This window comes from Natronomonas sp. (genome assembly GCF_046710025.1).
Classification (GTDB): domain Archaea; phylum Halobacteriota; class Halobacteria; order Halobacteriales; family Haloarculaceae; genus Natronomonas.
This window is the reverse complement of sequence record NZ_JBKEGK010000003.1, coordinates 1-22,194: the sequence shown is the minus strand read 5'-3', so window position 1 is coordinate 22,194 and position 22,194 is coordinate 1. Positions and strand designations below refer to the sequence as shown.

22 protein-coding genes and 1 pseudogene are annotated in these 22,194 nt (G+C 65.2%); 8 read left to right on the top strand and 15 right to left on the bottom strand.

The features are described from left to right. Positions 1 to 76: 76 nt before the first annotated feature. Positions 77 to 919, bottom strand: a complete 843-nt coding sequence (locus ACI944_RS00495; protein WP_411717100.1) for a hypothetical protein — start codon at positions 917 to 919, stop codon at positions 77 to 79. A gap of 105 nt (positions 920 to 1,024) precedes the next feature. Between ACI944_RS00495 and ACI944_RS00490 the strand changes: the two genes are divergently transcribed. The 4 genes from ACI944_RS00490 (at position 1,025) to purM (ending at position 4,702) form a co-directional block, all read left to right on the top strand. Next, positions 1,025 to 1,444, top strand: coding sequence for a universal stress protein (locus tag ACI944_RS00490; protein ID WP_411717099.1), 420 nt, complete (start codon positions 1,025 to 1,027; stop codon positions 1,442 to 1,444). Between the two features lie 70 nt (positions 1,445 to 1,514). Continuing rightward, positions 1,515 to 3,020 carry a TraB/GumN family protein gene (locus ACI944_RS00485; RefSeq protein ID WP_411717098.1) on the top strand — a complete coding sequence of 502 codons (1,506 nt, stop codon included), beginning with the start codon at positions 1,515 to 1,517 and terminating at the stop codon, positions 3,018 to 3,020. A gap of 20 nt (positions 3,021 to 3,040) precedes the next feature. Then, the gene (locus ACI944_RS00480) at positions 3,041 to 3,667 is read left to right on the top strand and encodes a metalloprotease (protein WP_411717110.1); all 627 of its coding nucleotides are present in this window, start codon (positions 3,041 to 3,043) and stop codon (positions 3,665 to 3,667) included. 54 nt (positions 3,668 to 3,721) lie between these two features. Further along, positions 3,722 to 4,702: a phosphoribosylformylglycinamidine cyclo-ligase gene (gene purM, locus ACI944_RS00475; RefSeq protein ID WP_411717097.1), complete on the top strand. Its 981-nt coding sequence runs from the start codon at positions 3,722 to 3,724 to the stop codon at positions 4,700 to 4,702. Between the two features lie 152 nt (positions 4,703 to 4,854). On the opposite strand, the gene ACI944_RS00470 is transcribed toward purM, so the two are convergent. Continuing rightward, a complete protein-coding gene (locus ACI944_RS00470) occupies positions 4,855 to 5,481 on the bottom strand; it encodes a rubrerythrin family protein (protein WP_411717096.1) in 627 nt (208 codons plus the stop codon). Between the two features lie 182 nt (positions 5,482 to 5,663). Next, the gene (locus ACI944_RS00465) at positions 5,664 to 6,530 is read right to left on the bottom strand and encodes a sulfurtransferase (protein ID WP_411717095.1); all 867 of its coding nucleotides are present in this window, start codon (positions 6,528 to 6,530) and stop codon (positions 5,664 to 5,666) included. Positions 6,531 to 6,808: 278 nt separating this feature from the next. Here ACI944_RS00465 and ACI944_RS00460 point away from each other — a divergent pair, with 278 nt between their 5' ends. Together ACI944_RS00460 and ACI944_RS00455 are read left to right on the top strand one after the other, a co-directional pair. Continuing rightward, a complete protein-coding gene (locus tag ACI944_RS00460) occupies positions 6,809 to 7,606 on the top strand; it encodes a sulfurtransferase (RefSeq protein ID WP_411717094.1) in 798 nt (265 codons plus the stop codon). Between the two features lie 65 nt (positions 7,607 to 7,671). Continuing rightward, positions 7,672 to 8,019, top strand: a pseudogene (locus tag ACI944_RS00455) (glutaredoxin family protein); the annotation flags it as partial. A 59-nt stretch (positions 8,020 to 8,078) separates the two neighbouring features. Here ACI944_RS00455 and ACI944_RS00450 read toward each other — a convergent pair. The 11 genes from ACI944_RS00450 to ACI944_RS00400 all read right to left on the bottom strand — a co-directional run bounded on the left by ACI944_RS00450 (position 8,079) and on the right by ACI944_RS00400 (position 19,038). Then, entirely contained in the window at positions 8,079 to 9,149 is a 1,071-nt protein-coding gene (locus ACI944_RS00450; RefSeq protein WP_411717093.1) for an ATP-NAD kinase family protein, read from the bottom strand. A 345-nt stretch (positions 9,150 to 9,494) separates the two neighbouring features. After that, positions 9,495 to 10,187: a competence/damage-inducible protein A gene (locus tag ACI944_RS00445; protein WP_411717092.1), complete on the bottom strand. Its 693-nt coding sequence runs from the start codon at positions 10,185 to 10,187 to the stop codon at positions 9,495 to 9,497. A 79-nt stretch (positions 10,188 to 10,266) separates the two neighbouring features. Beyond that, a complete protein-coding gene (locus ACI944_RS00440) occupies positions 10,267 to 11,091 on the bottom strand; it encodes a DUF5803 family protein (protein WP_411717091.1) in 825 nt (274 codons plus the stop codon). A gap of 2 nt (positions 11,092 to 11,093) precedes the next feature. Continuing rightward, positions 11,094 to 11,768 (bottom strand): DUF2110 family protein, encoded by a 675-nt coding sequence (locus ACI944_RS00435; RefSeq protein WP_411717090.1) that lies wholly within the window; start codon positions 11,766 to 11,768, stop codon positions 11,094 to 11,096. Next, positions 11,768 to 12,316: a transcription factor gene (locus ACI944_RS00430; RefSeq protein WP_411717089.1), complete on the bottom strand. Its 549-nt coding sequence runs from the start codon at positions 12,314 to 12,316 to the stop codon at positions 11,768 to 11,770. Before ACI944_RS00430 ends, ACI944_RS00435 begins: the two co-directional genes overlap by 1 nt. Positions 12,317 to 12,402: 86 nt before the next feature. Further along, the gene (locus ACI944_RS00425) at positions 12,403 to 14,055 is read right to left on the bottom strand and encodes an ABC1 kinase family protein (RefSeq protein WP_411717088.1); all 1,653 of its coding nucleotides are present in this window, start codon (positions 14,053 to 14,055) and stop codon (positions 12,403 to 12,405) included. Between the two features lie 87 nt (positions 14,056 to 14,142). Then, entirely contained in the window at positions 14,143 to 14,490 is a 348-nt protein-coding gene (locus ACI944_RS00420; protein ID WP_411717087.1) for an Hsp20/alpha crystallin family protein, read from the bottom strand. 131 nt (positions 14,491 to 14,621) lie between these two features. Beyond that, a complete protein-coding gene (locus tag ACI944_RS00415; RefSeq protein ID WP_411717086.1) occupies positions 14,622 to 15,350 on the bottom strand; it encodes a hypothetical protein in 729 nt (242 codons plus the stop codon). 7 nt (positions 15,351 to 15,357) lie between these two features. Further along, complete coding sequence (locus ACI944_RS00410) at positions 15,358 to 17,238, bottom strand: molybdopterin biosynthesis protein (protein ID WP_411717085.1); 1,881 nt, start codon at positions 17,236 to 17,238, stop codon at positions 15,358 to 15,360. After that, entirely contained in the window at positions 17,231 to 18,439 is a 1,209-nt protein-coding gene (gene glp, locus ACI944_RS00405; RefSeq protein ID WP_411717084.1) for a gephyrin-like molybdotransferase Glp, read from the bottom strand. The genes ACI944_RS00410 and glp overlap by 8 nt, the downstream gene beginning before the upstream one ends. Before the next feature lie 32 nt (positions 18,440 to 18,471). Beyond that, positions 18,472 to 19,038, bottom strand: a complete 567-nt coding sequence (locus ACI944_RS00400) for a hypothetical protein (RefSeq protein WP_411717083.1) — start codon at positions 19,036 to 19,038, stop codon at positions 18,472 to 18,474. A gap of 82 nt (positions 19,039 to 19,120) precedes the next feature. On the opposite strand from ACI944_RS00400, the gene ACI944_RS00395 reads away from it, so the two are divergent. Beyond that, the gene (locus tag ACI944_RS00395; protein ID WP_411717082.1) at positions 19,121 to 19,705 is read left to right on the top strand and encodes an SRPBCC family protein; all 585 of its coding nucleotides are present in this window, start codon (positions 19,121 to 19,123) and stop codon (positions 19,703 to 19,705) included. A gap of 613 nt (positions 19,706 to 20,318) precedes the next feature. Beyond that, entirely contained in the window at positions 20,319 to 21,473 is a 1,155-nt protein-coding gene (coaBC, locus tag ACI944_RS00390) for a bifunctional phosphopantothenoylcysteine decarboxylase/phosphopantothenate--cysteine ligase CoaBC (RefSeq protein ID WP_411717081.1), read from the top strand. A gap of 242 nt (positions 21,474 to 21,715) precedes the next feature. Here the strand turns inward: coaBC and ACI944_RS00385 are convergent, their stop codons facing one another. Beyond that, a complete protein-coding gene (locus tag ACI944_RS00385; protein ID WP_411717080.1) occupies positions 21,716 to 22,162 on the bottom strand; it encodes a DUF5807 family protein in 447 nt (148 codons plus the stop codon). Positions 22,163 to 22,194 lie beyond the last annotated feature (32 nt).

Genomic DNA, 22,194 nt, shown 5'->3' with positions numbered 1-22,194 from the left:
TTGGCCGATCGGCGTCGGCGGTACGCACGCCCGATCGGATGACACGCCCACCACCCACCAGAGCCGTTCGCGGCACTCACGTCGCCCGGTCGAACCACGGCGGCCGCCGGACCTCGGTCGATCCGATATCGGAGTACGCGATCGAGCGTGAGACGACGACGCGGTCGCCGTCGATCCGACCGCTATACTCGAGTTCGAGACGTCTCACGAGGCCGGAACGGTCGATTTCGGCGACGAGGCTGACGTTCCGCGCCGGGGATGCCGCCGGGAACGGGAGTTCGGCCACGGGCGCGCCGACCTCGACCACCCGGTAGCGCTCGCCCCCATCGACCGATCGGGTTGACTCGACCCGAGTCGGCACGGCACTGAGCGTCTCACCGATCAGTTCCGACGGGGTCAACAACACGTCAAACGACCCTGTCGAGGCCCAGAACCACCATGTTCCGACCCCCGAGTTGGTCGGCGTGAACTCGTTGTAGCGGGGGTCAGGCTCGCCGAACGCTCGAATGTAGGTCTCCCCGTCGGCCCAAAACTCCGAAACTGCCGGCGGTTCGCCGAGGAGCAGCGGCCCCTCGGGCCCGTCCGTCCGGACTGTGATGAAGTACGTCCGGTTCGTCGCGAGTCGGAGATCGGTCCGGTACTGGGACCGGAGGGTCCCGTTTTCGTACTGTACCGTCTGATTCGAAACGAGCCTGTAGGAGCGGTTCTCGATTCGTTCGCTGTGTGCCGCCGCCAGCGACCACGGATCCGAGACGCCTGACCCGTCGATCCCAGTCGATCTGCCGCGCTCCGGGTCGGCGTCGGGGACCGGAACTGGCGTCACCGTCTCCACCTCTTGCTCCCCGCTGTCGCCGGCGGTACCGCCGATTCCGGAACAGCCGGCAAGCACCACCAGAAGTATCACGCACAGCCGGTACACAGTTCGATGTACCGCTTCGGTCGATATAAAACCGTCCCGCCGATGATGTGCCTCGCGACGCGCCCCCCGACGAAGGTTTAAATCAGCGGCGAGGTACCTACCAGTATGCGAGTCTTGGTCCCCTACAACGAGTCCGAACAGGCCGAGGCAGCACTTGAGTACGCAAAGAATACCCACAGTGACGACGAGATCGTCCTGTTGCACGTCCTCGATTACGTTGAGGCGGGGTACCGGGCTGCGCCGGAGGCCGCCCTAGCTGGCTACTGGGAGGAGTGGTACGACGAGGCGGCGGCCTCGGGCGAGGAACTCCTAGCCGAGGCGTCGGCGTCCGTCGATACCGATGTCGAAACGAACGTCATTGCCGGGTCGCCTGCCCGTGCGATCGTCGACTTCGTCGAGCAGGAGTCCATCGATGCCGTGGTCATCGGAAGCCATGGACGGGAGGGACTTTCCCGAATTCTCCTCGGTAGCGTCGCCGAGACCGTCGTTCGTCGGTCGCCTGTCCCGGTAACGGTCGTCAGGTGACCGCCGGGAGTGTAACCGGAGCCGCTCCCGTCCCGATACACGTAAACGGCTTGCCCGACAGTTGCCAACAATGAGTAGGGACGCCGAAACGGGGTCGGTACAGGTCGTCGGGACCGCCCACGTCTCGGAGGCCAGCGTCGAGGAGGTCGAGTCGGTTCTCGAGGAGGAGCGCCCCGAGGTCGTCGCGGTCGAACTCGACGAGGGCCGGTATCGACAACTCCGTGGCGAGGCGCCCGAGGACCTCGATGCGGGCGATCTGTTGAAGGGGAATACGGTGTATCAGTTCCTCGCGTACTGGATGCTCTCGTACGTACAGGCGCGTTTAGGCGACCGTTTCGACATCGAACCGGGATCGGATATGAAGGCCGCGATCGAGAGCGCCGAGGCCCTCGGGATCGACGTTGCATTAGTCGATCGCGACATCCAAGTCACCATCCAGCGGTTCTGGGCGCGGCTGTCGGCCTTCGAGAAGCTCAAGCTCGCCGGAAGCCTCGCGGTCGGCTTGGGTGACTCCAGAGAGATCGGGATGGGTGTCGGGATCGCGCTCGGACTCGTCGTCTCGATCCTCGCCGGCGCTATCGCGGGGCCGTTCGTCGTTCCCGCGGCGCTCGGCCCAAGCGCTCTCGTCGGGATCGCTGATACGGTTATCGTCGCACTCGCGCTCGGACTGGCGCTCGGGATCGCCATCGTCCTCGGACTTGAGGGGCTGGCCCCCGAAGACGACGACCTCCAAGAGATCGACATTGATCGGATGACAGATACCGATGTCGTGGGTGCGATGATGGAGGAGTTCCGGCGGTTCTCGCCGGGTGGTGCCGAGGCGCTCATCGACGAACGCGACGCCTATATCGCCCACCAACTCGTTGCGTTGCGGGACGAGGGGCGCAACGTCGTTGCGGTCGTCGGCGCAGGCCACCGCGAGGGGATCGAACGCTACCTCGAGACGCCGTCGTTGCTCCCCCCGATGGCGTCCCTCACCGGGCGGAGTTCCAAGAGTCGGGTTTCGCTGTACAAGTTGTTCGGATACGCGTTTACCCTCGGTTTCCTCGTCTTTTTCGTGTTGTTGGCCATCGCGACCTACACCGGCGTCGAGGGCGCTTCCAGCGCCCTGTTGTTCCGGCTGTTCGCCGCGTGGTTCCTCATCAACGGAATCTTGGCGTTCGGCCTCGCCAAACTCGCCGGCGCACACTGGCGCTCTGCTGGGGTCGGCGGCGCGGTCGCGTGGCTGACGAGTGTCAATCCGCTGCTCGCTCCGGGGTGGTTTGCGGGCTACGTTGAGTTGCGGTATCTCGAGGTCAACGTCGGCGACATTTCGACACTCAACGAGATTATGTCCGACGAGGAGGCGCCGCTCAGACAACTATGGAACGAACTCACTACCGTGCCGCTTTTCAAGCTCATCATGATTGTCGCGCTAACGAACGTCGGGAGCTTCGTCGGCAGCGTCGTCTTCGCGACCGTCCTGTTGCCGTATCTGTTCGCCGGTTCGGGGATCGAAGGGGCCGGAGGCATCGCACGGCTGATGATCGAGGCCGCTTTCAACAGCGCCGAGATTCTAGGTGAGGCGGTACAGTGAGCGCGTTTCGCCTCGACGGGATCCGGTTCTATCACGACGAAATAAGGGACCTCCTCGTCGCGTGGGTCGCACTCGGCCTCGCCTTCAGCGTCTTCATTTTCATCTCCACCGGCCGGGCGGTGTTCCCCGACATCGTTGGCGCCGTGTCGTCGCCGCTGTTTGCCCGCGTCTTTGCCGCTAGCGCCCTGACGGTCGGGGTCGGGTTCCTCCTGCACGAACTCGCACACAAGGTCGTTGCAGTCCGGTTCGGGCAAGTCGCGTCGTTCAAGGCCGATTACAGGATGTTGGCGCTTTGCATCGGTGCCGCGTTCGCCGGATTCCTGTTTGCCGCGCCGGGGGCGGTGTATCACCGCGGTCGGATCACACAGCGACAGGGCGGGCTCGTCTCAGTTGCCGGGCCGCTGACGAACGTTGTCTTGGTCGGCGTGTTCCTCCCGTTTGTCTTTCTTACCGGATTCGTCGGGCAGGTCGGTGCACTCGGCGTGCTGATCAACGCCTTCCTCGCGGCGTTCAATATGCTTCCCTTCGGGCCGCTCGACGGAAAGTCGGTCGCCGCCTGGAGCAAGCCGGTCTTCGCGGTCGTCTTCGTCGGGTCGGCGCTGGTGGCCGTCGGTTCGTTTCTCCTCGTCGGGTTCCCGACGTTTTGATCGTCTACGGGGGCAACCGACGCGCTTTTGACCCGTTCGGCCGGCGGGTGTGGTATGAACGATGACGACCCAGAGGACGGGCTCACGTACGCCGAGACGGGCGTCGACATCGGCGAGAGCGAAGCGGCGACGGCGGCGCTACTCGGCGCGATCGGCGATTTCGAGGGCGACTACGCCGGTCTCATCGACATCGGTGACCGGTATCTGGCGTTGGCGACCGACGGCGTCGGGACGAAGCTACTCGTCGCCGAAGCGCTTGACGACTATTCGACGATCGGTATCGACTGCATCGCGATGAACGCCAACGACCTCATCGCGGCTGGGGTCACGCCGGTGGCGTTCGTCGACTACCTCGCCGTCGAGGTGCCGGATGACGAAACGTCGGAACGGGTCGGCGACGGGCTCGCCGCCGGAGCCGAGCGCGCCGAGGTCGCGCTCGTCGGCGGCGAAACGGCGGTAATGCCCGACGTGATACGCGGGCTCGACCTCGCCGGGGCCTGCGCCGGGCTAGCGACTGAATCGGAGCTGTTCGACGGGCGGGCCCGAGTGGGCGACCGTCTCGTCGGCGTCCCGTCCTCGGGGATCCACTCGAACGGGCTGACGCTGGCGCGCGAGGCGGCGACGCGGAACCACGCCTACACAGATCCGTTCCCTTACGACGAGGACCGGACCATCGGCGAGGTACTACTCGAGCCAACGCGGATTTACCGCGACGTACTCGAGCCGCTGCAGGCCGCAGAAACTCATGCGACGGCGCACATCACCGGCGGTGGGTGGACGAACCTCACACGGATGGGCGAGCATCGGTATGTGATCGAGGACGCCTTCGACCCGCAGCCAGTATTCGAGTTCATTCAAGACGAAGGAGGCGTGGCCGACGAGGAGATGTACCGGACGTTCAACATGGGAACTGGCTTCGTTGCCGCCCTCCCCGAATCGGACGCCGAATCCGTCACCGGTGCTATTGAGGACGCGCAGGTCATCGGCCGGATCGAGTCCGGCGACGGTGTCGTAATCCGCGGACTGGAGTTGTAGCGAACAGACGGGGTGGCGTCCGGCCGACCCATCCCCGTACTCCCGCCTCGGGGGTCGACCGCCGCTCGTCAGGGCACGGGCAGCCTGGTCGCCCGATGACATATAAACTGCTGGATGGGGCTGGCGATAGGGCGATCCGCCCGAACACCCGCTCAACAGACTGGCTTCGGATTGACACCCATCGACTCGAGCGCGTGGGTGTACTCGTCGTAGGCGGACTCGATCGCCCCGTTGGCGGCTTCGAGGGCACGACTCCAGCGTTCATCGTCGTCACCGCACTCGGCGTCAAGTAGCTCCGCCGCCCGCGACAGTTGTGCGTCGAGGTCGTCGCCCATGTCCCGGAACAGCCCCGCAGTCTGGGGGTCCGCGTCGCCGACAAAGAAGCCCGTTATCTGTGTCTTTGATTTCTCCGCGGCGATCGTCCGGCCGACGAATCCGCCGAGACGCGCCTCCGCGTCGTCGAGATCGCGGAGGTACGCCTGGATCGCCGGCGCGTCTCCCGGTTCGTGTTCGTCGAGTCCACCCACGACCGTCTCGTAGTGAGACCGTTCCTCGCGTTCGGTCTCCGCAAACGCCTCGGCGATGTCGCCGCTCTCGGCGTCGGCCCACTGCCCATACGTCTCGGCCGCGTGGTGTTCAGCCGTCGCGGCGGCGGTGAGGACATCCTCGGCGTTCATGTCGCCGTCGGTGTCGGCGAACAGCGATTTCGACGACCCAAGCCGCGAGAGTTCGGTTTCGTTCTCGGCGCGGACGGTGTCGATGAACTCCTCTGAATGCATGTGTACTCGTACGTCGTGTCCCCGCTTGTAAGCAGCGGTCGGCTGTTGGGCTGTTGAGATAGGTCACTTCGCTCGACGGGTCATCGCTATCGGAAAAATATATTGCTTCGCTCAGTCGTCGGCCTCGCCCTCTTCAGCGGGTTGTTCCTCCCCGCCTCACTTCGAGGCCTCGTGCGCTTCGCTTACTCGGCCTCGCCTGTCTCTATCGGCGCTCCAACCAAATTACCCCACTCGGTCCAAGAGCCGTCGTAGTTGATCGTGTCCTCGTAGCCGAGCAACTCGTGGAGAGCGAACCACGCGACGGACGAGCGCTCGCCGATCCGGCAGTAGGCGACGGTCGTTCCCTCACCGTCGATGCCGTGGTCGCCGTAGAGTTCCTGCAGTTCGTCGGCGTTCTTGAACGTCCCGTCGTCGTTCGTCACGGCCGCCCACGAGATGTTCTGTGCGCCGGGGATGTGGCCGCCACGCTGGGCCGTCTCGTTGAGTCCTGGCGGCGCGAGCACCTCGCCGCTGAACTCCTCGGGCGAGCGAACGTCAACGAGCGGCAGGCCACGATCGATCGCGTTCTCGACATCCTCGCGGTACGCACGGATCGACTCGCGGGGACCGGAGGCATCGTACGCCACCGCCGAGAAGGAGGGAACCTCGTCAGTCGTCGGATAGTCGTTCTCGAGCCAGTACTCGCGGCCGCCGTCGAGTAGTTTCACGTCGTCGTGGCCGTAGTACTTGAACTGCCAGTAGGTGTACGCCGCGAACCAATTGGCGTTGTCGCCGTACAGCACGACCGTCGAGTCGTCGGTGATGCCGTGTTCGCCCAGCAGGGACTCGAAGTCCTCCTTGTCGAGGATGTCCCGAGTTGTCTGGTCTTGAAGATCGGTCTCCCAATTGAAACCGATGGCTCCCGGGGCGTGCGATTCGTCGTAGGCCTCGGTGTCGACGTCGACCTCGACGAGCCGGTGTGCCGGGTCGTCGCTCTCGAACTCGTCGAGTCGCTGTTCAACCCAGTCAGCCGATACTAACACGTCGTTCGCGTACTCGGATTCACTCATTACAGTTTATTATGTGCCCCCGGTATATAAACCACCATCCGTGACGGCACGCCCCGCCGCTCCTCACCGGTCACGGCAACTAATTCGACTGACCGGGAGACGACAAATGCGGCCGAAATTGCCGAAAACGACCGCCATGACATCCGAGCCACCGGCACGGGCGCGTCGTTAGCCCACGGTTTTGTCGGAGATATCAGATAATGTTGCTGCTTCCAACGACTGATTGATACTACCGGCTGAAGAAAAGCCGTTAAGACGGCGCGTCCGAACGTGCTACCGTGAACGATCGAATCATCGACGCCGAGTGGGCCGCCGATCGTCTGGACACGCCGGGGGTCGCCGTCGTCGACGTCAGGGACACCTGGGAGTACGAGGGGATCGGCCACATCCCGGGCGCTGTCAACGTCCCCTTCGACAGCTTCCGCGCGGACGAACACGGCGCGGCCGAGGCCGGGATGCTCCCGGGCGCGGACGCCTTCGCCGGGTTACTCGGTGAAGCGGGTATCGCTTCCGACGACGACATCGTCGCCTACGACGACACCCACGGCGTTTTCGCCGCTCGATTGCTCGTGACGGCGGAACTGTACGGCCACGACCCCGAAAAACTGCACCTTCTCGACGGCGACTACTCCGTCTGGAACCGCGCCGAACCGACGACGACCGACGCCCCCGATCCCGACCCTGCCGCGTACGCGGCGGCGTTCGACCCCGACGGTCCCCTCGTTGAACGCGCGGCGATCGAGGTCGCTCTCGGTGACCCTGACGCCGTCATCGTCGACACCCGCGAAGTCCACGAGTACGAGGAGGGCCATATCCCCGGGGCAGTCCGACTCGATTGGCGCGAACTCGTCGATACCGATGCGCGTACCGTTCGCTCCGAAGCGGCGTTGCGGTCGCTGCTCGACGAGCGTGGGATCGTCCCCGAAAAGCGGGTCGTGCTCTACTGCAACACCGCTCGGCGGATCAGCCACACCTACACTGTCCTTCGGGCGCTCGGGTACCCCGACGTGGACTTCTACGAGGGCAGCCTCACTGAATGGGAACGGGAGGGCGGGACGATCGAAACCGTCGAGTGACCACGGCGACGCACCTGACTGCCACCGACACAACTGTTTTGCCCATCGCGCTCGAACCGGTGGCTATGACATTCGATCCTAGTGGTGGCGTCGAGTCGGACGAGGTACGTGACCGCGTCGACAGCCTCATCGAGAACAACGATCTCGTCCTCTTCATGAAGGGGAACAAGCTGATGCCGCAGTGTGGCTACTCACAAAACGCCCTCGACATCCTTACGCAGTACCACGACGCCGACGACATCGTCGCCGAAGATGTCCTCCCGGCACTCGACACCTATCGGGAGGCCCTCGAGGAACACAGTGGCTGGGAAACGATCCCACAGACGTTCGTCGACGGCGAGTTCATCGGCGGCAGCGACATCTTGGACGAACTTCACCAACGCGGCGAGTTGGCCGACGAACTGGGCGTCGACGTGGACGTCGATTTCGATTCCGACTCCGATCCCGACGACGACGGCCTCGAAGCACCCTTTTAAACGACTTTCAGGAGTCGTCGTTCGAACTTCCCGACCCGAACCCGTTGCCAGCCGCGGAGTTCCTCATCCAGTTCCGGATCACCGGTGTCCACACGCAACACACCGATATCGGAGAGCTTCTGCTTCGAAGCGACGACCCTGAGTTCGGACCGGCGGATCACCGGCGGCGAGATCTGGTCGTTCCCACGGCCGAAAATGAACCCTTGCCCACCGATCGGTGAGACCACGACCACGTTCCGCTCGCCGAGCGATTCGAGGATCTCCATCTCTCCGGCGTCGCGGGCAAGCACCTCGCCCGTACGCCAGACGTCGACGCCGAGCGGCGAGCCGTCGATCCCGAGGCCGGCTTTGATCGCGTCGATGGTCGACCCGGGGCCCAAGACGTACGTCGCCTCGTCCGCCTCGATCTCCGCCGCGACTGCGGCGGCGAGGGACTCGACTGTCCCGCCACCGATCTGCTTTGCGGACTGTATCTCGTCGCCAACTGGAACGGACGCGAGCGCTTTCAGTTCCGTGTTGACGTCACCGCCACGGTAGGCGTCCTCGTCGATGTCGTTGACCTCCCGCGTCTCCGTCCGATTGAACGACGTCGCGATCCGCCCGGCGGCCCGCGGCGTGACGGCAAACACCGACGAGTAGACTTTCACGCCGCTCGGAACGCCGAGTATCGGCGTTTCCTCGCCGAGTTCTTCGAGTGTCTCGGCTACGTCGACCGCGGTTCCGTCCCCGCCGGCAAACAGAACGAGATCGACCCCTTCGTTAACGAACCGCCGGACGGCTTCGTACGTATCCGCGGCGCTGGTCTCCTCGCCGTCCGGGGTACCGACGACGACGGGCGAAAACCCGGCAGCGCGAGCCTCGCGCTCGCCCATCGCTCCGCCGTAGGTGTAGAGTTCGACCTCCTCGGGCTGATTTCGGAGGTGCGCAAGCGCTTCGAGGGCGCGATCCGGCGACCGCGGTTCCGCGCCCCGATGACGGGCCTCCTCGACTTTGTTGTCGGTCCCCTTCAGGCCGACCCGACCGCCCATGCCGGCGATCGGGTTCACCACCAGCCCAACGCGTCGCATACCACGTATCAGCGGTGGCACGTGAAAAGGGACCCGGTGTCGCCGATGGTTCGAGTACCTGACGCCCTGAGCGATCGACACCCCGAGTGCCTGACGGCGTTCCTGATCGCGGCGTCACAATATCACCGTTCGGTGGCCAACGGCTTCGACCGTCGGCGGCTGTCGTCCGCGTTGTGGTGTCGGTGAATGGAATCCATTAATACCACGGGGCGATGACGGTCGCGTATGAACATGGCTCTGCAGGCGTTCCAAGACAGTCCGCTTATCGTTGACGCGTCCGGTTGGGTCGTGTTGCTCGCGAGCCTCCTCATCACCGTCGGGTGGCTGTTATATCTGTATCAGTAATTACGTCGACGCTTCGATTCCGTTTTTACGAAGCCACTCGATGGCTTCCTCGACTGACCCTCGGTCGGTGCTCTCGACTTTCACGCGGACGTTCTTGCCGGGATAACTACCGACCTTGACGCCGAATCTCGTCTCCAGTTCCCGCAGCCGATCGACCAGCGCGCTCTCGGGTTCGTCGAGCGTGATCGTTTCGACGTGTCGGCGCTGGCCGTGGAACTCCGACGCGACTGACTCGAACATCGCCTGCATCTCGCTTGGAACTCCAGGCAGGACGTAGATGTTCTCCACGACGCAGCCGGGAGCGACGCCGACAGCGTTGTGCAGCGGGCGGGCGTCAGCCGGGAGGTCTGCCGTCCCGTCCGTGAGGTCCGAACGCTGGTAGTCACGCTCCTCGTCGAGCCACTTGATGACGGCCTCGGACGTCTCGACGGATCGGCCAACCGCGGCAGCGACGGCCTCCATCGTCCGGTCGTCGTGGGTCGGCCCGAGCCCTCCCGTTGTGATGACGGCGTCGTACTCCGCGGCGTACTCGTTGATGACGCGGGCGATGTCGGCGATCCGATCCGGAACGACCGTCACTCGCCCGACCGATGCCCCGCGTTCGGAGAGGCGTTCGCCGAGCCACGCGGCGTTTGTATTGACTGTATCGCCCGCCAACAGTTCGTCTCCGACGGAGATCAAAGCGACGTCCATACGATCGGTTCGAGCCGGAACCGAATAAACGGTGAGGACAGGCGTCCGACCCGCCCCGAGCGATCGTGTCGAGAGAGCGCTACCGCATCCCAGGGGGCGGCCCCTCGCGATCGTCGTCACCGGTGTCGACATCGAGACCCGCCTCGTCCCGGCGTTTCTCCGCCATTCGAATACTCCGGTAGTAGTAGACGATCCCGACGACGCCTAGGATCGCTCCGACGACGGCGAGGCCGCCGAACAGCCACAGATCCCGGTCGAGATACCATCGAATGCTGAGCACGGACGTCTCGACGTTGTCCCACTGAAGATGAACTCGGTCGTCGACGACGACTCGATCGTCGTTCGACGGTCGCGTCCGCGAGAGGATCGGAACCGATGCGTCCCGGCCGGGCGGGAGCGCGACCTCGTAGCTCCCATGTACCGGCGTGTACACAGCGATCTCCTTGCCCGATTTCGGCGTCGTGAACGCTATCTGTCCCTCCTCTGCGGGCAGTGCAACGATCGTTCGCTCTCGCGTCGTGTCGACCGAAAGAGCGTCCGTTGGCTCTTGGGTTCCGTCCTCGCGGATCATCACCGCTTCCCCGTCGACGTACCGAACAATCGTCCCGTTGGTGTAGCGGAACTGCAACGCCTCGACTTCGAGGGGGTTCTCGATCGTCAACGCGTTCGTCCGGTAGAACGCTATCGTGCCGTTGTCCCCGGTCACCTTCGCCGAGACGTTGTAAACCGCGGTGTAGTTCTCCCGGTTGACGGTGATGAAGGCGTCGCGGTCGGTTTCGTACTGGTACTCGGCGTCGGCCGAGAGCGCCTCGGGATCGCCGACATCGCTTCCGAGAATCGTCGTACAACCGCTTAGACCGAGCAGGGCGACCAACGCGAGCGCGGCGAGCAGTCGGCGGTTCATGACTATGGGACGATGGCAAGCAGTTCCGCTTCGAGGTGCGGACCGATGTCAGCCAACAGTCCGGGGGCGTCGGTACCCTCCCGGCAGATGACGCTCGATTCGAGAAGCCCGACACGCTCGACAGTCACGATGTCGTCGGCGTGGCCCGACCGATTGACCGTCGCCCGAAGCTGGGCCCGCGTCGTACTGTTGGCGTTGACGCGGCCGGTGCCTCGAGTCCACTCATAGAGGCGGTCCCGTTCGGCGTCGGCGAGGCTGTTCGGCTCCCTGTCGTCGCCCTCGACGAACCTGAGTGGGATGTGCTGGACGAGGCCGAACCGCGTCCGGATCTGATCGGGGCTTCCGGGGCCGAGGCCGAGCTCGTCGGCCGGAATTCGAACCGACTCCCCGGCATCGAGGACGACCCCGTCGTCGTCCCAGGATTCGAGCGTCCCGACGTAGGTTTCGCCGGCTTCTCTGTGTGGTGTAATCGCTCCCCACTCGGCTTCGAGCAGGTTCCGCGCGACGGGCGCGTCCTCGCCAGTTACGGTCACGGAGGGGAAGTCGTCATCACGCAAGCCGACGGTAAACTCCACGTCGAGGTCTCCGAGTTCGTTCTCCACGAGCGACTCCAACGAGTCCATCGCCCGGCGGCGTCCTTCGCCGAGCACGTACACCTTTGTTGCGAGGACGACCATCAGGCGTCCACGGCCCCGTCGATATCAGCTTCGGTGTTGACGTTCAGTTCGTCGCTCAACTCCTCGATCCGCATCTCCATCGCGTCGATGAGCCGGTCGTTCTCCATTGTCTCGAGTTGACCGCCGCATTGGGGGCACTCGAAGCCGAACTCCATCGCCTCACCGAACTCAAACCGGAGCTGACACTGCCCACAGAGGTAGAACTCGTTTTCAGCCTCGTACTGTCGACGTTGTTCGAGCGCATCGAGAAGCCGGCGCATTTCGGCTTCAAGCTGTTCGGGGATCGATTCGTACTCGAAGGTCCACAGATAGGTGAGCCACCCCGAGTCCTCATCGCGCAGGCGTCGGTACGAAGCAAGGTCGTTCTCGTACAGAATAAAGAGCGCCCGCCGCACGTCATTGAGTTCCAGCCCGAGTTCCTCCGCGAGTTCCTCGTCGGTGACTTCGCCGTCCGGCGGCGCGGCGGCGACGGGCATCCCCGTCGGCCCGACAAGTTCGTGGAGGTACTTCTGAATCACCGGGTCGTTCAGTAGTTCCTCAAAAGCCATTACCCATACATCGGCCAGCGAGTCGGTTAAAAGCTCCGGAACCGGGGTGCGCCGAACGCCGCCGGTCGGCGACGGGTCAGCGACGGTCACTTTTCGCGCTGTCTGAGCCGCTGTCTGGTGAATTTGGGCTGGGAGTTGAACCCGCCGCTCCGTCGGAACGACCGCCACAGTGATATTGCGAGCGGAACCGAAGCGACGACCGCGACGGCGGCTGCCAGCGGCGTCGAGAAGGCGTACAGTACCGACGACGAGATGAGTGTCGCCGTCAAAAGCGCCGCGAGGGCGATCCGCTTGGCCAACCGTTCGAACGTCTCCTCCTCGCGACTGAACTCGACGGTAAGCGTCACATCTCCGCGATCGAGATCGTCGAGCGTGGATTCGAGTTTCGGGGGAACCCGGACGAGCGACTCGCCGAAATCCCGGGCCTCTTGGGCCCGTTCGGCGACGAAATCGCGAGCGCTCTCCTCGATGAATCCCTGCTCGCGAAGGTAGCCGGTCGCCACGGAGATGAAGTCGAAGTCCGGATCGAGCGTGACACAGACTCCCTCGACGACCGTCGCGACCCGCAACACCAACGCGAGGTTCGGCGGAAGCCGAAGCGGGAACTCGTAGATCGTGTCCTCGACCTGCTGGATGATCTGCTGGACGCGGTACTGTTCGATGTCCTCACCGCGGGCGTCGGCGATAGCCAGTTCCATCACGTTCGACATCACTTCACGGTCGGCCTCCGGGCTGAGCGTCCCCATTTCGACGAGCGCGTCGAGGATTGCGTCGGTGTCCTGTGCGGCGACGGCCATGTAGAACTCGATGATCTTGTCCTGGATGAACGGATCGACGCGCCCCGACATCCCGAAGTCATAGAAGACGAGCGTTCCGTCGTCCTTGACCGCGAGATTCCCCGGGTGTGGGTCGGCGTGGAAGACGCCGTCCTGAACGATCATCTGGAGATACGTCTCTTGAAGCGTCACGGCAAGGTCGGTCCGGTCGAGTCCCAACTCGTCGAGGTTCTCGACGTCGGATATCTTTGTCCCCTCGACGTACTCCATCGTCAGCACCCGATCGCTCGACAGCGCCGGGCGGGCGTCGGGAACTCGGATCCGCTCGTTCGCGGCGAAGTTCTCGCCGATCTCAGTCAGCATCTTCCGCTCGCGGCCGTAGTCCATCTCCTCGCGGATCGTCTTCTCGAACTCGTCGGCGATGGTCTCGAGCGAGAACGATCGCGCCTGCCCGACGAACCGCATCAGGATCGGCAGCGACCATCCGACGACGCGCAAGTCCGCCTCGACGAGCGGCTCGATATTTGGCCGTCGAACCTTCACCGCGACCCGGTCACCGTCGATCTCGGCGATGTACACCTGCCCGAGGCTCGCCCCGCTTATCGGATCGGTGTCGAATTCGTCGAACGTCTCCTCTATCGGGCCGATGTCCGCCTCGATGACCGCCTTCGCTCCCGGCCACGCCGCCGGCGGCACGTCGTCCTGCAGTTGCTCGAACTCCTCGATGTACTCGGGCGGCAACACGTCCGGCCGCGTCGACAGCAGTTGTCCGAGTTTGATGAACGTCGGGCCGAGCGTCAAAAGCGAGTTTAAAAGCGACTGCGCGCGCTTTCGGCTTGTCTCAGGGGCGACCTGCCGACCCCCGCCAAAGAAAATGAACCGTTTTCGGTCCCGCGCGTAGGCGAGCAACAGCGGCAGAAACTGGTAGGCAACGACGAAAAATCGCCGGTACGCTCGGAGCATTAGCTGGACACCTCACAGCGTCCACCGAGGGCTCGACGCCGGTCTGTGCCGGAGCAACACTGTCTCATCGATATCCGTTCGCTCCCGTCACGAGAGGGGGATCCGCTGGCCGCCATCGGCGTCGGATTTCGGGAGCGTGAGCGTCAACACGCCCCGCTCGATCGATCCCTCGGCGTCGGCGCCAGTGGCGTCCGGCGGCAGCGGCAACTCGGCGTCGAGAAACAGCGCCCGCTCCTCGGAGAGATATCGGAACTCCCGCGGAACGGACTTCTCACGCCGGGCCTCGATCGTCAGCCGACCTCCTTCGATCGTCACGTCGACTGTGTCCGTGGTCGTCCCCGGCAGGTCGACGACGAGGAGGTACGCGTCGTCGTCCTCCAGTAGATCGGCGAACACCGTTTCCGGTAGGTCGCCGAGGGCCTCGCGCAATTGCATACGCTGTCGTACGAGCGCGCCTGCGTTAAAGCCCCCGGTGGCGGCCAGCCGACGGCCCCCCGATAGCGGCCAGCCGTCGCCGGGGCCCCGGTGACATCTGAGCGATACTCTCCTCCCCCGGCCGGCGGGCCTCAGCGTTCGATCCGTTCGAGATCGAGGGCCAGCCCCGCGACGTGGTCGTTGTACGCCGAAACGAACCCGCCGAACCGGGGCGCGTACTCCCGAACGTCGGTCGCGGCCGGGGGTCCGTACTGCGAGAGGAGGTACACGCCGCCGGACCCCCCGACGCGCAGGTACGACACGGCATCGGCCTCGCGTTTGAGTTCCCACCGCGTTCCGTCGACGCGCGCGGTGAAGGTGCCGTACTCGGTGCCTTCGTGGCGATGGAGTTCGCCGGCCACCCGCCCACAGCACGACTCGATCCGATCGACGACGCGATCCCGTTCGGCGGCGACCGACTCGGCCGATTCGACCGCGGGAAAGTCGGCGTTGACAGCATCGAGAACCCCCTCGAGGGAGGCGACGTAGTCGTTGTAGGCGGCGACGAACGCCCCGTAGTCCTCGAGCGCGCGAGCAAGCGGCTCCGGGGCTGCCGGCGACTGCATCGAGATGACGTACGTCTTCCCGCCGCCGCGCGGTTCGTACAGGAGAAACTCCAACTCGCCGGCCTCGTACTTGACCGTCCACTCGCCGCGATCCGTTGAGAAGGCTCGACGGCCGTAGTCACCGCCTTCGATCCTCGCGACGTTGTAGGCGATCCCTCCGGCGTGGTCCCGGACAGCGGCGAGCACCTCCTCGCGCCGGTTGGTCACTACCGAGACGTCCGAGGCGTCGACATCCAACTCCGTGAGGTGCGTCACGGGGCTTTTAGCCTCGGTACCCGGCCAGCTCATCGAAGACGGCTGCCCCGTCGTCGATTGCCGCCTCAAGCCGACGGACTCCAGGTTTGTCCGCCCGCTTCGGGTCGGCGACCACGCTGACACGCTCGGTGCCACAGGGGACAAACGCCATCCCGAGCGACTCAGCCGTGGCCTGAAGCCCGAGGCCGACATCCGCGTCGCCCTTGAGGACCTTCCTCGCGGGCGACTCGTGGGCCCGAACCGCGAGCTCGAAGCCATCGATGGCGTCGGTGAGTTCGCGGCGACCGGTGCCGCGCTCGTCGGCGAGATCGTCGAGGGCGTCCGAAAGCGTCGACCGGAGCCCCGAATCAGTCGTGCGGTTTATAAATCGAAGGTCGTCGTCGATCAGATCCGCCAGCCCGGCGACCTCCTCCGGATTCCCCGTCGGGACGACGAGGCCCCACTCGCGAGACCATCCGCCCAACTCGACGCCGTCGGGGGTCGAGTCGCCGGTCACGACGGCGACGTCGGCGACGCCGTCGCGGAGCCTGCGGCGGCCCTGTCGGCCTCCAACCCCGAGATATCGGGGGCGATCGACGCGGTCGAGCAGCCGCGACAGCGCCGGGTCGTCCTCGCCAGCGCCAAACAGCGTCGGCGGGCGCACGTCGCTCGAGAACAGCTTAACTTCGACTGACTCGCCGGCGTCCAAGTACTCGACGTCGGGCGACACCGAGACGATCCCGTCGGCCTCGACGAGACTCGTTGTCGCGCCGCTGCCCTTATCAACCGGGTATACGAGCGTCTCGCCGTCACCGTCGGTGACCAGCCCGGCGGGCATGTATCGGAGCCGGCCCTCACTATATCGCTCCCGGACCGCCATCCGCCCCTCGATCGTCGCTGTCTTTGGTTCGGGACGACCCGCAGCCCGCCGGATCGCCGGGGCGACGAACGCCCGGAAGATCGTCAGCGCGGAGACGGGATACCCCGGCAGGCCGATATAGGCGCTGCCGGCCAACTCGCCGACGAGCATCGGCTTGCCGGGTTTGACGGCGACACCGTGCAACAGGAGTTCGCCGGTCTCCTCGACGACGCGGTAGATAACGTCGACCGCCGAGGCCGACGTCGACCCCGACGAGAGGACCAGATCGCACTCCTCGGCGGCGGTTCGGAGCGCGGCCTCCATCGCGTCGTAATCGTCGCCCGCGTGGGGGTACAGCTTCGCCTCGCCGCCCGCCTCCTCGACGGCCGTCGCGGTCGTGTAGCTGTTGACGTCGTATATCTGCCCGGCGTCGCTGTCGAGGGCCTCGCCCGGCCGGATGAGTTCGTCGCCGGTCGAGACGATCCCGACCGTCGGCACGCCACGGACCGACACTTCGTCGACACCGATCGCCGACAACAGGCCGATCTCCCGCGGGGTCACGATGGTTCCGGGGCCGAGCGCACGCTCGCCGGCGGCGATGTCGGCCCCCGCGAACATGACGCGATCGCCGGGAGCGAGCGACGTCCGGACGAGAACGTCGTCGTCGGTCTCGCCGAGGTCGGTCCGTTCGACCATCACGACCGCGTCCGCGCCGGGCGGGAGAACGGCCCCCGTCGAGATTTCGGCACACTCGCCCTCCGCGACCTCGATATCCGGTTCCGAGCCCGCGTGAACCTGGCCGACACGGCGCACCGTAACGGGGTCGGCCTCGTCCGCGCCGAACGTGTCGGCGGCCCTGAGCGCGTAGCCGTCGACGCTTGCCCGGTCGAACCCGGGGACGTCGAGACCGGCGTCGATTCGTTCGGCGAGAACCCGCCCACGGGCGTCCCGTAGCGGGACCGTCTCGGTCTCGGGGGCGAGATCGAGCGAGGCGATGGTCTCGCGGGCCACGTCGGGATCTGCGAGATTCCGGAACTGCTTTCTATCCATTGTACTCCCAGTTCTCAACGGCAACGGTTTCACCCTCCGCGATCCCTTCGCGGCTCTCCTCGACGACGACCCAGCCATCGGCCAAGGCGACGCTCGAAAGGACGCCGGAGCCGCTGGCACGCGTTGGGGTCGCCTCAAGCCCAGACGCGCCGGTTTCAAGCGTGACTCGGACGAACGTCCGGATGCCGGGTTCGCTTCGTATCTTCCGAGTTAGCGTCGCCTCCTGTGCCGGCAGCGGTTCGGGCGTGACGCCGCCGAGATGCTTGATCAGCGGCCGAAAGAACTGGACGGCATTAACGATCGCGGCCACCGGGTAGCCGGGGAGCATAACGACGGTCGTCCCCTCGACTCGACCCAGCGCGACGGGGTGGCCGGGCTTCAGGGCGACGCCGTGGACGAACACCTCGCCCAGTTCCTCGACGACATCGGGGATGAGATCGCGCTCGCCGACTGAGGAGCCGCCGGTCGTGACGACGACATCGCGGACGAGATCCCGCTGGATGGCGGCCCGAAGCGCCTCGTGGTCATCGGTGACGATCTCCCGGCGCGTCACCTCCGCCCCCCAGCGCTCGGCGAGCCGCGAGATGGTAAAGCGGTTGGTCTCGATGATTTCGCCGGGGTCGGGGTCGGACTGGACGAGCTCTTCGCCTGTCGGAACGACGGCCACCTCGGGGTGTTCGAACACCTCGACGGCGTCTACACCGGTCCCCTTCAGCAGCCCGAGATCCGACGGCCGGAGGGTGTGTCCCGGCTCGTAGAGCCGCTGGCCGCTCTCGACGTCCTCGCCGACCGGGCCGACGTTCTCGCCTTCCGCAACGGCGTCGAATAGCTCCAGCTCGTCGCCGACGCGGTCGGTCTCCTCGATCATCACGACCGCGTCTGCGCCATCGGGGAGTTCGCTGCCGGTGTGGACGCGGACGGCCCGGTTCGGTCCTATCGATTCGTCGGGGTCGACGATCGCCGGCGAGCGATCCGACGCCCCGAACGTGTCCTCGGCTCGGACGGCCCACCCGTCCATCGCCGCTCGTGGGTAGTGGGGGACGTTCATCACCGCGTCGACCGGCTCGGCGACAGTTCGACCGTCGGCGAACGACAGCGGAATGTGTTCGGTGCGCTCGATCGGCGGGATGTCGAGGAGCGCCTCGCGCGCCTTCGAAACCCGGGTCCGCTTCTTGAACCCCGCCTCGCTGAGATCTGCCATACGGGTATTGGGACCTCCGTCGACAAAAAGGGTCAGTCCCACTCGAGCCGGGGCGGCCCCAGCTCGATTTGGAACGACGGATCGACCAGCCGATCGGGCGGCTCCAGTCCGCCGGTCGAGTCCCCGAGTGCGGCCCACAGTCGGTCGCGCGTCCGGTCGTCGAGTTGCGCCCACTGGAGTTTCTCGCCGCGGACGCCCCCCTTCAGGAGCGTGACGTGTGCCGGCGTCGGCCCCCGCTCCACGCGGCCGTCGTGGGCCGCGAGCAGGTCTGCGACCGGGGAGGCGACCCGCCCGATGGCGAGCGGAACGTCCAGTGCGACGACCATCGGATTCCGGGCGGAGGGATGAAACAGGTACCCCTCGAGTGGGCCGCGCCAGCGACTGACGGCGTCGGCGAACGACGCGAACTCGTACTCGAAGGCGGCGGCGCGGTCGGCCGGAAGCCGCACGCCAAAGACGCTGACGTGGGGGGTTCGCGCCCGTCGGTACGGCTCAGGCGCACCCAGCCACCCATAGAGGTGGTCTCGAAGCGTCGCGACGGCCGTCGGGTCGACGACGGGACGGGCGATCCAGGCCGTTGTCGTCTGCCTTCCGCACACATCGTGGTCGTCGGGCGCGACCGACTACCGACTGTCGATCGGCGAGCCGAAAGCTTAGGATAGCCCCGCCCGACAAGAGGGTGTGGACCGAGTCGAAGTCAGCACGGTCGTCTATCTGCCGGCCGAGGATGTCTACGAGTTCCTCCTCGCGTTCCGACGATACGCCAACTATTCGCAGTACCTCGAATCGGTTCGACAGTTCGGGGACGGGGGAGCCGGAACCGAGTACGCGTTGCGGTTCGAGTGGTGGAAACTCCACTACACTGCCCGGTCGGCGGTGACGGGGGTCGACCCGCCCCGGCGGATCGACTGGCGGATCATCAAGGATATCGACGCCTCGGGTCGGTGGCTGATCGATCCGATCGAGGGTGCCGAGGGATCGGTGAAACAGGATGCCGGCGGGTCGTCTGAAGAAGATACCGGCGGGTCAGCCGAGGGCGATGCCGACCGGTCGTCGCCGAAAACCGAGGTCACCTTCATCGCCGAGTATGCTCCCGGATCGGCCGACGACGGGATCGTCGACCTCCCGCGGTTCGTCTCGCTGGGCTGGGTCGTAGAGAAAATCAAGCCAAAAATCCGTGAGGAAGCCGAGCGAATCGTCCGCCGCGTCGTCGCCGACCTAGAGGGCGAGGAGCGCGATGTGGAGTTACGGATCGAGACAGCCTGATTCTACAGGTGGACAGGCCGAGTGCCTCGGGCGTAACCCCGAGGCGGTTCACATCGGCACAGCGTGTCATGGAAACACTCACAGTCGGTTTACTGCGGTGCAACTCAGTATAAAAACCATTGCGATGGCGATAGCTACAGAATGCAGTGCAAGACACAGAGGGTGAATGCAGTACAGCGACTTCACTTATTCCAAACGCCTATACTAATTCACTCAGCAGCTGAGTTCCTACTATTGTTCATTGTCTTCGGCCTCATCGGTCGATGGGTGTACCGGGATGCGAAGTCCCGAGGGAGTGACTGGGCGTGGCAATGGGGAGTGGGAATCGCATTGCTGTTCTTGGCCGGTCTAGTCCCCGGCATGCTTGGAATACTTATTTACGTCTCAGTACGGGGGGAGCGCACCGAATCGATGTCTTAATTCCCACACCAATATCGGGAGATCTGCAGAGATGGAACGTGTGACGCGCTTTATGATGCGCTCCATCGGTAACCAAACGGACGCAATTTCGCATCACCATTTATATACGCCGCGATCGGGCCGACCGCTGGAACGACGAACGACCGGCCGCAGTCACGATAGTTTTTAAATACGCGCGCCGAACGATCGGCCGATGCTCGCGGGCACGAACGTCGCGTTGGGCGTGTCGGGATCCATCGCGGCAGTCAAGACGGTCGAATTGGCCCACGAACTCCGGCGGCAGGGTGCCGAGGTCCGGGCCGTGATGACCGACGCGGCGCGGGGAATCGTCCACCCGTGGTCCCTGGAGTTCGCGACCGAGAACCCGGTCATCACCGAGATCACCGGGTCGGTCGAGCACGTCGAGTTGTGCGGTTATGAGGGCTGGGCCGACGTGTTGTTGCTTGCGCCCGCAACGGCGAATACGATCGGAAAGGTCGCCGGTGCGATCGACGATACCCCCGTCACGACGACGGCGACGACGGCGCTCGGGGCGGATGTCCCGACCGTCGTCGCGCCGGCGATGCATAAGCCGATGTACGACCACCCCGGCGTCCTCGAATCGCTCGACCGCCTGGAATCGTGGGGCGTCGGGTTCGTCGACCCGCGGCTTGAGGAGGGAAAAGCCAAGATCGCGACCGAGGCGGCGATCGTCCTTGAGGTCGCGCGGGCGAGGGGCGATCGCCCGCTGGCCGGCACACACGTCGTCGTCACGAGCGGGGCAACAAGCGAATCGATCGACCCCGTCCGGGTGGTGACAAACCGCGCCTCCGGGCGGACCGGGCGGGCGGTTGCGAAGGCCTGCTATGCCCGCGGCGCGGACGTGACGCTCGTTCACGACGGCCCCGACGTGCCGTACGCCGACACCCTCGGCGCCGAGAGTGCGACTGAGATGCTTGAGGCCGTCCGCTCGGTGGCCGACGACGCTGACGCACTCGTCTCGGCGGCCGCGATCAGCGACTACACGATCGAGACAGCCCCCGAGAAGCTCCGCTCGGGGGGCGAGTTAACGCTCGAGTTCGAGCCGACCCCGAAGCTCATCGACTCGGTTCGCGCGGAGCACCCCGAGTTGCCGATCGTCGGGTTCAAACTCGAGACGACGGGCAGCGACGAGGCTATGATCGGGGCAGCCCGGAAATCGCTCGAACGCGCCGGGCTCGCTTTCGTCGTCGCTAACGACGCGAGCGTCATGGGGTCGGAAACGACGCGGGTCCTCCTCGTTTCCGAGGACGATGTGACCGTCCACGAGGGTGAGAAGGCCGCGATCGGCGGGCGCATCGCCGATGCGCTCGCGGACGAGTTGGCGTAAGCATCGGCGCGATCGGTGGTGCGAGTGGCGCAGTTTATGCGATCGCCCGCGAGCTGACGGCAGCCGACTCACCAGATCGAAGGTCGTTAGACCACTCGACGCCGGGCGGCTTCTTATAACGGTGTCGAAGATCGAGGCCCCCGGCGGAGCGAGCGGGGACCTGATAAAAAACCAGCACGGGTCGACTCGGATAACGGACGGCGATTAATAGATGCTCGTCGCCGTGGAGCGACGCCCCGGAGTCACTCGCCGTCGAGAACCGACTTCTCGGAATACGTCGTTCCGCAGGCACAGGCCGCATAGCCGTGTCGCACGTCGCCCTCGGCGTAAATCCCGCCGACGGTCTCGTTTTGCTCTTCGACGAACGCGAAGACGAACTTGGCGTAGTGCTCGCCCGAGTCGTCGGAGTCCGGGCAGGTGCCGCCGGTGCAGTCGGCCTCGATCTCCCCGTCGGTGTCCATCGCCGTTCCGGCGAAGTCCATCGCGTCAAGGCCCGTTGCGCGCTCGAACGCCGCCCGACCCTTCTCGCCCGGAAGCACCAATACGACGCCGTCGTCGACGCGAACACCGAGGTCGGCCAGCCGTTCGATCGATCCGACGCCCTCCTCGTGGAGGTATATCAGGATGTCATCGGGGCGTTCGCCCGAGAGAAACTCCTCGTGTCGATCCGCCGCGCCAGCGTCGCTCACGGCGACTCACCGGCTGGTCGGGCACCGAACGC

Excerpts from the sequence above, each read along its gene's own strand:
- ACI944_RS00490 (WP_411717099.1), top strand. The coding sequence starts at position 1,025 with ATGCGAGTCTTGGTCCCCTACAACGAGTCCGAACAGGCCGAGGCAGCA.
- ACI944_RS00485 (WP_411717098.1), top strand. The coding sequence starts at position 1,515 with ATGAGTAGGGACGCCGAAACGGGGTCGGTACAGGTCGTCGGGACCGCC.
- purM (WP_411717097.1), top strand. The coding sequence starts at position 3,722 with ATGAACGATGACGACCCAGAGGACGGGCTCACGTACGCCGAGACGGGC.
- ACI944_RS00470 (WP_411717096.1), bottom strand. The coding sequence starts at position 5,481 with ATGCATTCAGAGGAGTTCATCGACACCGTCCGCGCCGAGAACGAAACC.
- ACI944_RS00465 (WP_411717095.1), bottom strand. The coding sequence starts at position 6,530 with ATGAGTGAATCCGAGTACGCGAACGACGTGTTAGTATCGGCTGACTGG.
- ACI944_RS00450 (WP_411717093.1), bottom strand. The coding sequence starts at position 9,149 with ATGCGACGCGTTGGGCTGGTGGTGAACCCGATCGCCGGCATGGGCGGT.
- ACI944_RS00445 (WP_411717092.1), bottom strand. The coding sequence starts at position 10,187 with ATGGACGTCGCTTTGATCTCCGTCGGAGACGAACTGTTGGCGGGCGAT.
- ACI944_RS00440 (WP_411717091.1), bottom strand. The coding sequence starts at position 11,091 with ATGAACCGCCGACTGCTCGCCGCGCTCGCGTTGGTCGCCCTGCTCGGT.
- ACI944_RS00435 (WP_411717090.1), bottom strand. The coding sequence starts at position 11,768 with ATGGTCGTCCTCGCAACAAAGGTGTACGTGCTCGGCGAAGGACGCCGC.
- ACI944_RS00430 (WP_411717089.1), bottom strand. The coding sequence starts at position 12,316 with ATGGCTTTTGAGGAACTACTGAACGACCCGGTGATTCAGAAGTACCTC.
- ACI944_RS00425 (WP_411717088.1), bottom strand. The coding sequence starts at position 14,055 with ATGCTCCGAGCGTACCGGCGATTTTTCGTCGTTGCCTACCAGTTTCTG.
- ACI944_RS00420 (WP_411717087.1), bottom strand. The coding sequence starts at position 14,490 with ATGCAATTGCGCGAGGCCCTCGGCGACCTACCGGAAACGGTGTTCGCC.
- ACI944_RS00410 (WP_411717085.1), bottom strand. The coding sequence starts at position 17,238 with ATGGATAGAAAGCAGTTCCGGAATCTCGCAGATCCCGACGTGGCCCGC.
- glp (WP_411717084.1), bottom strand. The coding sequence starts at position 18,439 with ATGGCAGATCTCAGCGAGGCGGGGTTCAAGAAGCGGACCCGGGTTTCG.
- coaBC (WP_411717081.1), top strand. The coding sequence starts at position 20,319 with ATGCTCGCGGGCACGAACGTCGCGTTGGGCGTGTCGGGATCCATCGCG.